9 protein-coding genes are annotated in these 11,256 nt (G+C 70.4%); 7 read left to right on the top strand and 2 right to left on the bottom strand.

Annotated features, from left to right (window positions below; all coding sequences use genetic code 11):
- Position 1: 1 nt before the first annotated feature.
- The 3 genes from cysI to ASG87_RS11310 are packed head-to-tail and all read left to right on the top strand — an operon-like array spanning position 2 to position 4,228.
- Complete coding sequence (gene cysI / locus ASG87_RS11320; protein ID WP_056004931.1) at positions 2-1,696, top strand: assimilatory sulfite reductase (NADPH) hemoprotein subunit; 1,695 nt, start codon at positions 2-4, stop codon at positions 1,694-1,696.
- Positions 1,693-2,415, top strand: coding sequence for a phosphoadenylyl-sulfate reductase (locus ASG87_RS11315; protein ID WP_056004929.1), 723 nt, complete (start codon positions 1,693-1,695; stop codon positions 2,413-2,415). Before cysI ends, ASG87_RS11315 begins: the two co-directional genes overlap by 4 nt.
- Before the next feature lie 55 nt (positions 2,416-2,470).
- Positions 2,471-4,228 (top strand): bifunctional sulfate adenylyltransferase/adenylylsulfate kinase, encoded by a 1,758-nt coding sequence (locus ASG87_RS11310; protein WP_056004927.1) that lies wholly within the window; start codon positions 2,471-2,473, stop codon positions 4,226-4,228.
- A gap of 650 nt (positions 4,229-4,878) precedes the next feature.
- Here the strand turns inward: ASG87_RS11310 and ASG87_RS11305 are convergent.
- Positions 4,879-5,874: a LysR substrate-binding domain-containing protein gene (locus ASG87_RS11305; protein ID WP_056004925.1), complete on the bottom strand. Its 996-nt coding sequence runs from the start codon at positions 5,872-5,874 to the stop codon at positions 4,879-4,881.
- A 352-nt stretch (positions 5,875-6,226) separates the two neighbouring features.
- On the opposite strand from ASG87_RS11305, the gene cysG reads away from it, so the two are divergent.
- Together cysG and cysK are read left to right on the top strand one after the other, a co-directional pair.
- Entirely contained in the window at positions 6,227-7,714 is a 1,488-nt protein-coding gene (gene cysG / locus ASG87_RS11300; RefSeq protein ID WP_056004923.1) for a siroheme synthase CysG, read from the top strand.
- A 74-nt stretch (positions 7,715-7,788) separates the two neighbouring features.
- On the top strand, positions 7,789-8,727 hold the full coding sequence (cysK, locus tag ASG87_RS11295) for a cysteine synthase A (protein ID WP_056004921.1): 939 nt from the start codon (positions 7,789-7,791) through the stop codon (positions 8,725-8,727).
- Here cysK and ASG87_RS11290 read toward each other — a convergent pair.
- The gene (locus tag ASG87_RS11290) at positions 8,702-9,169 is read right to left on the bottom strand and encodes a helix-turn-helix domain-containing protein (RefSeq protein ID WP_082582919.1); all 468 of its coding nucleotides are present in this window, start codon (positions 9,167-9,169) and stop codon (positions 8,702-8,704) included. The two genes, cysK and ASG87_RS11290, sit on opposite strands and share 26 nt — an antisense overlap.
- 173 nt (positions 9,170-9,342) lie before the next feature.
- On the opposite strand from ASG87_RS11290, the gene gstA reads away from it, so the two are divergent.
- Positions 9,343-9,957, top strand: coding sequence for a glutathione transferase GstA (gene gstA, locus ASG87_RS11285; protein WP_056004919.1), 615 nt, complete (start codon positions 9,343-9,345; stop codon positions 9,955-9,957).
- Positions 9,958-10,184: 227 nt separating this feature from the next.
- Positions 10,185-10,799, top strand: a complete 615-nt coding sequence (locus ASG87_RS11280) for a CPBP family intramembrane glutamic endopeptidase (RefSeq protein WP_056004917.1) — start codon at positions 10,185-10,187, stop codon at positions 10,797-10,799.
- Positions 10,800-11,256: the final 457 nt, after the last annotated feature.

Raw genomic sequence — 11,256 nt, 5'->3', positions numbered from 1 at the left:
CATGGCCGCCAAGCTCTCCGAACTCGAATACATCAAGGAAAACAGCCGGCAACTGCGAGGCTCCATCGCCGAAGGGCTGGCCGACACGGTCACCGGGAGCATCGCGGAAGCCGACACCAAGCTGCTGAAGTTCCACGGCAGCTACCAGCAGGACGACCGCGACCTGCGCGAGGAGCGCCGCAAGCAGAAGCTGGAGCCGCTGTACGCCTTCATGCTGCGCGCGCGCTTGCCCGGCGGCGTGGTCACGCCGGCGCAATGGCTGGTGTTCGACCGGCTTGCCTGCGACTACGCCAGCAGCGGCCTGCGCATCACCACGCGCCAGACCTTCCAGTGGCACGGCATCCTCAAGCGCGATCTCAAACCCACCATCGCGGCGATCAACCACGCCATGGCCAGCACCATCGCCGCCTGCGGCGACGTGCTGCGCAACGTGGTGGCGACGCCGCTGCCGCAGCAGTCCTCGGCGCACGCCGAGGCCTACGACTGGGCCGCCCGGCTGTCGGCGGAGCTGGCGCCGCAGACCACCGCCTACCACGAGCTGTGGCTGGACGGCGAGAAGCTGGTGGGCGAGGCGGAGCCCGAGCCGCTGTACGGCAGGACCTACCTGCCGCGCAAGTTCAAGATCGGCATGGCGATCCCGCCGCTCAACGACATCGACGTGTTCGCCCAGGACCTTGGCCTGATCGCGATCCGCGAGGGCGGCGCGCTGGCCGGCTTCAACCTCGCCATCGGCGGCGGCATGGGCGCCACCCATGGCGATCCGTCCACCTATCCGCGGCTGGCCGAGGTGATCGGCTTCGTCACGCCCGGGCAGTTGCGCGAGGCGGCCGAGCAGGTCATCGCCATCCAGCGCGACTGGGGCGACCGCGTCCAGCGCAAGCACGCGCGCCTGAAGTACACCCTGGACAACCGCGGCACCGATGCGTTCAAGGCCGAGCTGGAGCGCCGCCTGGGCTTCGCCCTGCGGCCCGCGCGGCCGTTCCGCTTCGACCACAACGGCGACCGCTACGGCTGGCTGGAAGGCGAGGACGGCCGCTGGCACCTGACACTGCATATCGAGTCCGGGCGCCTGCTGGACCGCGGCGAGCAGCGCCTGCTCACCGGCATGCGCGAACTGGCGAAGGTCCATACCGGCGATTTCCGCCTCACCTGCAATCAGAACGTGATCGTCGCCGACGTGGAAGCGGCCGACCGGGCGCGCATCGACGCCATCGTCGCCGCGCACGGCATGGACGGCTACCGCCAGCAGAGCGCGATCCGCCGCCACGCCATCGCCTGCGTCGCGCTGCCCACCTGCGGCCTGGCGATGGCCGAGAGCGAGCGCTACCTGCCGACGATCCTCGGCAGGCTCGAAGCGCGGCTGGAACACCATGGCCTGCTCGACGCGCCGATCCTGCTGCGCCTGTCCGGCTGCCCGAACGGCTGCTCGCGGCCCTACCTGGGTGAGATCGCCCTGGTCGGGCGCGGCCCGGGGCGCTACGACCTGCGCCTGGGCGCCGACTTCGTCGGCCAGCGGATGAACCAAACGTACCGCGAGAACGTGGACGAGGCGGCGATCCTCGAGGCGCTCGACCCGCTGTTCGCCCGCTATGCCGCCGAGCGCGCGGAGCACGAGGGCTTCGGCGACTTCCTGCTGCGCAGCGGGATCCTCGTGCCGGCGCCGGCGCGGCGCATCCCGGCCGGGGTGGTCGCATGAACGCGGTGCGACTGGCACAGGAGCCGCACGAGCCGCGCGCACTGGCGGCGTTGAACGCCGCGCTCGCCCGGCTCGACGCCGAGCAGCGCGTGGCCTGGGCGCTGGAGCACATCCCGGGCGAGCACGTGCTGTCGTCCAGCTTCGGCGCGCAGGCGGCGGTGTCGCTGCACATGGTGACGCGCCAGCGGCCGCAACTGCCGGTGGTGCTGATCGATACCGGCTACCTGTTTCCCGAGACCTATCGCTTTGTCGACGAGTTGACCGAGCGGCTTGCGCTGAACCTGAAGGTCTACCGCTCGCCGCTCAGCCCCGCCTGGATGGAAGCGCGCCATGGACGGCTCTGGGAGCAGGGCGTGGAAGGGCTCGACCGCTACAACCAAATGCGCAAGGTCGAGCCGATGCAGCGTGCGCTGGCCGAGCTGGACGTGGCCGCCTGGTACGCCGGGCTGCGGCGCGGCCAGTCGCGCAGCCGCGCGGCGATCGACTTCGCCGAATACCGGCACGGCCGCTGGAAGTTCCACCCGCTGGCCGACTGGAGCGACCGCGACGTCGGCCAGTACCTCGCCCGCCACGACCTGCCGTACCACCCGTTGTGGCACCAGGGCTACCTCTCCATCGGCGACACCCATACCAGCCACCGCTGGGAGCCGGGCATGGACGCCGAGGACACCCGCTTCTTCGGGCTCAAGCGCGAATGCGGACTGCACAGCATCGCGTAAGCCATCCGCCATCGCCCGCGATGGCTTCCTCACTCCCGACCGGAACTCCACTGCCATGAGCCAGACTGCGCTTGCTTCGAACCCCGACATCGTTCCCGACGACGGCCTGATCGCCCCGCACGGCGGCGTGCTGAAGGAACTGTACCTGCCCGCCGCCGAGGCCGAGGCGCTGAAGCAGCGCAGCGCCCGGCTGCCGGGCGTGGACCTCAACACCCGCCAGTTGTGCGACCTGGAGCTGCTGCTGAGCGGCGCGTTCTCGCCGCTGGAAGGCTTCCTCGGCCGCGACGACTACCAGCGCGTGGTCGAGGAACTGCGCCTGGCCGACGGCACCCTATGGCCGATCCCGATCACCCTGGACGTGAGCGAGGCCTTCGCCGCCACCCTGAACGAGGGCGACGAAGTCGCCCTGCGCGACAGCCAGGGCGTGCCGCTGGCGGTGCTGGAAGTGCAGGACATCTACTGGCCCGACCGCCTGCACGAGGCCAAGCGCGTCTTCGGCAGCACCGACCGCCTGCACCCGGGCGTGGCCGAACTGCTCGACCGGACCCTGCCGGTGGCGCTGGGCGGGCGCGTCCGCGGCATCCAGCGGCCGGCGCACTACGACTTCGGCGAACTGCGCGACACCCCGCGCAGCCTGCGCGAATGGTTCGCCGCCAACGGCTGGAGCCGGATCGTGGCGTTCCAGACGCGCAACCCGATGCACCGCGCGCACCGCGAGCTGACCCTGCGCGCGGCGCAGCAGGTCGGCGCGAAGCTGCTGATCCAGCCCTCGGTGGGCCGCACCAAGCCGGGCGACGTCGACCACTACACCCGCGTGCGCTGCTACCGCGCGCTGCTGCCGCAGTACCCGGCCGACAGCGTGAAGCTGTCGCTGCTGCCGCTGGCGATGCGCATGGGCGGCCCGCGCGAGGCGCTGTGGCACGCGATCATCCGCAAGAACCACGGCGCCAGCCACTTCATCGTGGGGCGCGACCACGCCGGCCCGGGCAAGGATTCGACCGGCCAGCCGTTCTACGGGCCGTTCGATGCGCAGTTGCTGCTGGAGCGGCACCAGGCCGAGCTGGGCATCCAGATCGTGCCGTTCCCGGCGATGGTCTATGCGGCCAACCGCGACGCCTATCTGCCGTCGACCGAGGTGACGCCGTCGGACGAGGTGCGCGACATCTCGGGCACCCAGCTGCGCAAGCACCTGCACGAGGGCACCGAGATCCCCGCCTGGTTCAGCTTCCCCGACGTGGTGAAGATCCTGCGCGAGCGCCATCCGGTGAACGCGCCGCGCGGTTTCGCACTGTTCTTCACCGGCCTCTCGGGCGCCGGCAAGTCGACCATCGCGCAGGCCGTGGTGGCGCAGTTGCTGGAACACACCAGCCGTCCGGTCACTGTGCTGGACGGCGACGAGGTGCGCAAGCACCTGTCGCGCGGGTTGGGCTTCTCGCGCGAGGACCGCGCCGCCAACGTCACCCGCATCGGCTACGTCGCCAGCGAGATCGTGCGCCACGGCGGCATCGCGATCTGCGCGCCGATCGCGCCCTATGCGGACGCGCGGGCCGAGGCGCGCGCGCTGGTGGAGGCGCACGGCGACTTCGTGGAGATCCACGTCAATACCGCGCTGGAAGTGTGCGAGGCGCGCGACCGCAAGGGGCTCTACGCGCAGGCCCGCGCCGGCAAGATCGCCCAGTTCACCGGCATCAGCGATCCGTACGAGGTGCCGGAGCAGCCGGAACTGCGGCTGGACGGCGAGGCCGTCGAGCCGGCCGCGCTGGCCCGGCAGGTGCTGGCGCTGCTGCGCAACAAGGGGCTGATCGCGTCGTAGGTTGGGAGACTCCCGTGCACGGACGATTCCGTGCACGGGGGAATGGCATGGAGCCTGGAGCCCGGGTCGAGTACGCCCGGGCTTCTTTGCGCCCGGGGAGTGTGGCTGTCTGCGTGCGGCTGCACGATGGCGCAGGCGGTCGGCCGACTGCGCGGCCGTGCCGACGGCACGGCCGTCGTCGAGATTCTGGCGCGGGAGCCGTGGCGCGCGCCGCTGGACATTCCTATGAACACCAAGGGCGTGGGTGGCGGTTCGTACTCTCCATGCCGCAGCCTTCCTCCGGCTGAAGTCTTCTCCACATGGCCTCCAAAGGCCCTGTCGACTTGCCCGCAGGTCGGCATTGACGCGTCGACGGCGATTCCCCGCGTCAGTAGCGGCGCCGCCTCCAGTACCCTGCGTATACCCAAGCCTTGTTCGCGATCTCCGGGCATTTCCCATCGAGCGTCATCCCAGCGAAAGCTGGGATCCAGCGTCTTTGAGCTTTGAAGCACCAAGCCACTGGATTCCCGCTTGCGCAGGAATGACGAGGAAGCAGGAAGGAATGACGAGGATGTGGTTGGACTGCCGGATAGATCGTGAGCAGGTTCTAAGCCCTCTTGGTCACTGATCGGGCACCCGAAACAGGATGCCTTCTGGGGCGAACGGCCCTCTCAGGCCACATCCGCTTGCGGGATGGCCGGGCGTTCCCGCCAGTGCGGCACCGCCGACCATTCGGTCGGCGGCGTGTCGGAAGCCAGCGCGCGGACCACGTCGCGGCGGTCGAGGTGCGGCGCGAACTGGGTGATGAACTCCAGCACGTACTCGCGCAGCACGCTTTCGCGCCGCAGCACGATCCAGGTCGTGCACTGCGGGAACAGGTGGTCGACCGGCAGCGTGCGCAGGTCGGTGTCGCTTTCCAGCATCGCCATCTCGGCCAGCACGCCGACGCCAAGGCCGGCGCGCACGTAGGTCTTGATCAGGTCGGCGTCGCCGGCGGTCATCGCGATCTGCGGGCGCAGGTCGGCGGCGTCGAAGGCGCGGCGCAGCGAGGAATCGGCCTTCAGCGAGGATTCGTAGCTGACCAGCGGCAGCAGGGCCAGCTCGTCCAGCGACGGCGGCTGCCCGTCGCTGACCAGGGGGTGGTCCTGCGGCGCCACGATCACGCGGTGCCAGCGGTAGGCCGGCAGCGCGATGCCGGAAGCGGGCGGGGCGCCGGCGCTGCTGATCACCGCCAGGTCGACGCGGCCGGCCTCCAGTTGCGCCAGCACCTCGGTGTCGCGGCCCGGCTGCAGGTGCACGCTGACCTGGGGGTAGCTCTGCGCCAGCGCGCCGATCGCGACGGGCAGGGCGAAGCGGGCCTGGGTGTGGGTGGTGGCGATGCGCAGCTCGCCGCGCGCCTCGTTGCGCAGGTTGGCGGCGATCGAGCGGATGTTGGCAGCCTCGGCAAGGATCGTGCGTGCGCGCTCCAGCACGTGCCTGCCGGCATGGGTCACCGCGTCGAGGCTCTTGCCCTTGCGGATGAACAACTGGAAGCCCAGCTCGTCCTCAAGCTGCTTGAGCTGCTTGCTGAGGCCGGGCTGGGTGGCGTGGACCCGCTCCGCGGCGAGCGTGATGTTGAGGCCGGAGTCGGCGATGGCTACGAGATAGCGAAGCTGGGTCAGCGTCATGGCGATAGGCTCGTGGGCGTTCGTGGGCGGTGGGCGGGCGCGCGGACGGGGCACGGGTACATCGCTGGATGCGATTCGCCATCGGGGGTGCCGAAAGGAGGCCTGCCGCCTCGTGGCGGCGGCGGAAGGTTTCCCGGAATGAAATGGATATATGCATAAACGGACGTCTATACGTCCAATCATTGATCGTGTCAAGTGAAACGAATCGTTTCCGTGGCCGGCGCCGCGCCGCGTGCGGCGGTCATAACGCCATGGCATATGCGCCGCGGCACAAATCATTTGCCGGTCGGGGGGGCGCTTCGTAGCGTGACCCGGCCGCGCTGTTGCGGCGCTGGTGCCGGTTGCCGTCGTCATGAAGCTGTATCCGCTGTTCGCCCACCTCTCCCGTCGCGCCGTGCTGGTCGTGGGGGGCGGCACGGTGGCCGAGCGCAAGGTGGCCGCATTGCTGGCGGCGCAGGCGCAGGTGACGGTGAATGCGTACACGCTGACGCCGCAGTTGCAGCGCTGGGTGGACGAGGGGCGCATCGCGCATCGCGGCGACCCGTTCCAGGACGGCTGGCTCGACCGGGTCTGGCTGGTGGTGGCCGCCACGTCCGACCGCGAGACGAACCGCCTGGTGGCGACCCTCGCCGAATTGCGGCGGATCTTCGTCAACGTGGTGGACGACGCGGAGCTGTCGAGCTTCCACGTGCCGGCAGTGATCGACCGTGCGCCGCTGACCGTCGCGATCTCCAGCGGCGGCGACGCACCGATGCTGGCGCGCCTGCTGCGCGAGCGGCTGGAAACCCTGCTCGACCATTCGCTCGGCCCGCTGGCGGCGCTGGCCGCCAGGCTGCGCAAGCGCATCCGCATCCGCCATCCCGAGCCGGCGGCGCGGCGGCGCTTCTACGAAACCCTGTTTACCGGGCCGGTCGCGGCGCTGCTGCGGCAGGGCCAGCCGCAGGCCGCGCGCCAGGCCGCCGAGAAGGCGCTGGCATCGGCCACGGCGGAGCCGGGCGGCTCGGTGGTGCTGGTCGGTGCCGGCCCCGGCGATCCGGGCCTGCTGACCCTGCGCGCGCTGCGCGCGCTGAACGAGGCGGACGTGATCCTGCACGACCGGCTGGTCAGCGCCGAGGTGCTGGAGCTGGCCCGCCGCGACGCCGAGCGGATCGAGGTCGGCAAGCAGGCGGGCAACCACCACACCACCCAGGACGGCATCCACGCGCTGCTGCTGGAGCACGCCCGCGCCGGTCGGCGGGTGGTGCGGCTGAAGGGCGGCGATCCGTTCGTGTTCGGCCGCGGCGGCGAGGAACTGGAGTTCCTGCGCGACCACGGCATTCCCTACGAGGTGGTGCCCGGCATCACCGCCGCGGTCGCCTGCGCCGCCTATGCCGGCGTGCCGCTGACCCACCGCGACCACGCGCAGTCGGTGCGTTTCGTCACCGCCCATTGCCGCGCCTCGTACGACACCCTGGATTGGGCCGCGCTGGCGCAGGAGCGGCAGACGCTGGCGGTGTACATGGGCGTGGGCGAGCTGGGCACGTTGCAGGAACGACTGCTCGGGCACGGGCGCGCGGCCTCGACGCCGTTCGCGCTGGTTGAGAACGGCTCGCGCGCCGACCAGCGGGTCGTCACCGGCACGCTGGCGGAGCTGGCCGAGCGCGGCGCGGCGCACGCGGTGCGTTCGCCGGCGCTGCTGATCCTGGGCGAAGTGGCCGCGCTGGCGTCCTCGCTGGCCTGGTTCGGCCAGCCGCCCTTGCGGGACGCGCCGCAGCGTGCCGTCCGCCCGGCGCCGCCCCGGCCCGTCGTCGCCGTGCCGGCGGCGCAGGACGGGCTGCTGGCCGCCATCCACCGCGCGTAACGAAAAACCCGCGCCGCGCGGAGCACTATGGCTGCCGGCGCCGATCCCGCGTACCCATCCCAAGGAGCGTTTCCATGATCTACGACAGCATCCTCGACACCATCGGCGGCACGCCCATCGTCAAGCTGCACCGGCTGGCGCCGAAGCACGTCGACCTCTACGTGAAGGTGGAGGCGTTCAACCCGGCCGGCTCGGTGAAGGATCGCCTGGCGCTGGCGATCATCCTCGACGCCGAGCAGCGCGGTGCGCTCAAGCCGGGCCAGACGGTGGTCGAGGCCACTTCCGGCAACACCGGCGTGGCGCTGGCGGCGGTGTGCGCGGCGCGCGGCTACCCGTTCGTGGCGGTGATGACCGAGACCTTCTCGATCGAGCGGCGCAAGCTGATCCGCGCCTACGGCGGCAAGGTGGTGCTGACGCCGGCGGCGGTGCGCGGCACCGGCATGGTGGAGAAGGCGAAGGAGCTGGCGCAGAAGAACGGCTGGTTCCTGGCCAGCCAGTTCGACAATCCGGCCAACCCCGCCTATCACCGCCAGACCACCGCGGCGGAGATCCTGCACGATTTCGCCGGCCGCCGGCTGGATTACTTCGTCAGCGGCTGGGGCACCGGCGGCACGCTCACCGGCGTGGGCGAGGTGCTCAAGGTGGCGCGGCCCGGGGTGAAGGTGATCGGTGCCGAGCCGGCGGTGGCGTCGCTGCTGGGCGGCAAGGAATGGAACGCGCACAAGATCCAGGGCTGGACGCCCGACTTCCTGCCCGGCGTGCTCAACGGCAAGGTGGTCGACCGGCTGGTCGCCGTGGACGACACCGTCGCCCGCGACACCTCGCGCGCGCTGGCGCAGCGCGAAGGCATCTTCGTCGGCCTGTCCTCGGGCGCCACCGTGGCGGCGGCGCTGGAAGTGGCCAAGGACGCGCCGGAGGGTTCGGTGCTGCTGGCGATGCTGCCGGACACCGGCGAGCGCTACCTGTCGACCTTCCTGTTCGAAGGGGTCAACGAGGGTTCGGACGACGTCTGAGCCGGCCTTGCTCCGGAGCGACGGCCGCGCTCGCGTGGCCGCCGCCCCGGGCCGCTGCGCCGCCGCGCTCGGCACGGCCGCCCTGGACCGGGGCGCGTTTCTCCCATTCCGCGATCAGCTTCTGGCCCACCAGGGCCAGCGCCTGCACCGCCGGCAGCAGTTCGCGGCCGAGCGCGGTCAGCGCGTATTCGGCGGAGGGCGGCGAGGTATCCAGCGCGGATCGGGCCACCAGGCCGCGCGATTCCAGTTCGCGCAGGCGCGCGCTCAGCACGCGCGCGGAAATCCGCGGGATGTCGTGGCGCAGTTCGCCGAAGCGGCGCGGCTCCGCGCTCAGGCACCAGATCACGTTGGGCGCCCAGGCGCCGCGCAGCAGCGCCAGGCATTCGGTGAGCGGGCAGGCCGGCGGCGGGGTGACCTTGCTTTTGCGTACGGGCAGGCCCATGGGTGTCTTTCGGTAAGCCGGTAACCGGCGGGATACCGCATTTTCCCGCCAATCGGGCCTTGGCGGTATCCATCAGTAACCACGAGGGCTAGCATGCGGGCCTTGCCGCCGCGGCCGGCCATTCCGCCGATCCGCGGGCGGCGACTCTGCCCACCCGACCCCGGAGAAACCGCATGAAGCTCTACTACACCCCTGGCGCCTGTTCGCTGTCGCCGCACATCGTGGCGCTGGAAGCGGGCATCGACCTGTCGCTGGAGAAAGTCGACGGCAAGGCCAAGCGCACCGCGGGCGGCGAGGATTTCTGGCAGATCAACCCGAAGGGCTACGTGCCGGTGCTGGAGCTGGACAACGGCGAGCGGCTCACCGAAGGCCCGGCGATCGTGCAGTACCTGGCCGACCTCAAGCCCGAAAGCGGCCTGGCGCCGGCCAACGGCACCCTGGCGCGCTACCGGCTGCAGGAAATGCTCGGCTACATCAACTCCGAGCTGCACAAGACCTACAGCCCGCTGTTCAAGCCGGACACGCCCGAGCAGACGCGGGCCGAGCGCAAGGACTACCTGCGCCGCCGCTACGCGCTGCTGGAAGATGTGCTGGCGCGGCAACCCTTCCTGCTCGGCGACCGTTTCACCGCCGCCGATGCCTACCTGTTCACCGTCACCAACTGGGCGAAGCACGTCGACGTCGACCTGTCGGAATTCACCGCCCTGGGCGCATTCCAGCAGCGCGTGGGCGAGCGCCCGGCGGTGCAGGCGGCGCTGGTGGCCGAAGGGCTGAAGAAGGCGGGCTGACGCCTGCTGCTGGCGATGCGCGCATCCGGCCCTGCCGGGTGCGCGCAGGTAGCATTCCACGCGGCGACGCCGCCGCCCCGGCAACGGTCGGCGGAATGGTGCATGCTTGCCGGGTTCGCCAGGGGCGGCACGGGGACAGGGGGCGATATGCAACCAGCGTACAGGCCGTGGTCGGTCCTTTCGGGGGCGCCACTTCGTCGTGAACCTTGCCGCGCGGGGCGGAACCCATGCTGATCGGGGCTGCCCTGGCCCCAGCGCTGGCGCAGATCGCGGTCGTCCTCGTCATCGCCGGCCTGGTCTATGCGGCTTTCGGCCGGAAAGCCGGTTTTCGCCGTTATGTCGGCCTGTACCGCGCGCCGGTGCCGGTCGTATCGATCGGCATGGGAATCGGCATCGCGATCGCCGCCACGGCCGTCGCGTTTCCGTCGGTGCGCGCCGTCGCGGGCGGCGAGGGCACGGCGATCGCCGCCGTGTTGTCCGGCCCCGACCGGGCCGCGGCATGGATTGCCTTGGTGGTTACCGCGCTCCTCAAGACGGCGGCGAGCGAGGAAATCCTGTTCCGGGGCCTTATCGCCAAGGCGTCGATCCGCTGGCTGGGGTTTCCGGCCGGGAACGTGGTGCAGGCGGCGATATTCGGCTCCGTGCATCTTGCCCTGCTTGCCGTCGCGAAGGTCGACCACGTCATCGTCTTCGTGCTTTGCGTCAATGCAGGGGTACTCGGCTGGATCGCCGGATGGCTCAACGAGCGCCGCGCAAACGGATCGATCCTGCCCGGCTATGCGATGCATGCCTCGGCCAACCTGGTGACCTATTGCACGATCGCGTTGATGCTCGGTCGCTAGCAGGCGAGGCCGGACCCTCTGCCCTTGCCGTCATTCCAGCGAAAGCTGGAATCCAGTGCCTGTGCGCTTCGACGGGCCTGAAGCCGCTGGATCCCAGCTTTCGCTGGGATGACGGGGTCGGAGCGGGGCGGGGGCGGTCGGGGCGGTACGCGTTCTTTGGCAAAAGCTTCGAGCGCGGGCGTTTGCCGACATTCAAGCTCCTGCGTTCCCACCCCAGCTCTCGCCCATCTAAGCCCCGCGCCCTCATGCAACCCTCACCGTCATTCCAGCGAAAGCTGGAATCCAGTGCCTGTGCACTTCGACGGGCCTGGAGTCACTGGATCCCAGCTTTCGCTGGGATAACGGGTTCGGGGCGGGAAGCGGTCGGGGCGGTCGGGGCGGTACGCGGTCTTTGCAAAAGCTTCGAGCGCGGCTGTTTGCCGACATTCAAGCTCCTGTGCTCCCACCCCAGCTCTCG

Origin of the sequence: Frateuria sp. Soil773 (assembly GCF_001428405.1) — a bacterium.
Lineage (GTDB): Bacteria > Pseudomonadota > Gammaproteobacteria > Xanthomonadales > Rhodanobacteraceae > LMSL01.
Note: the sequence above shows the minus strand (reverse complement) of the source record. Positions and strands in the feature narration are given on the sequence as shown.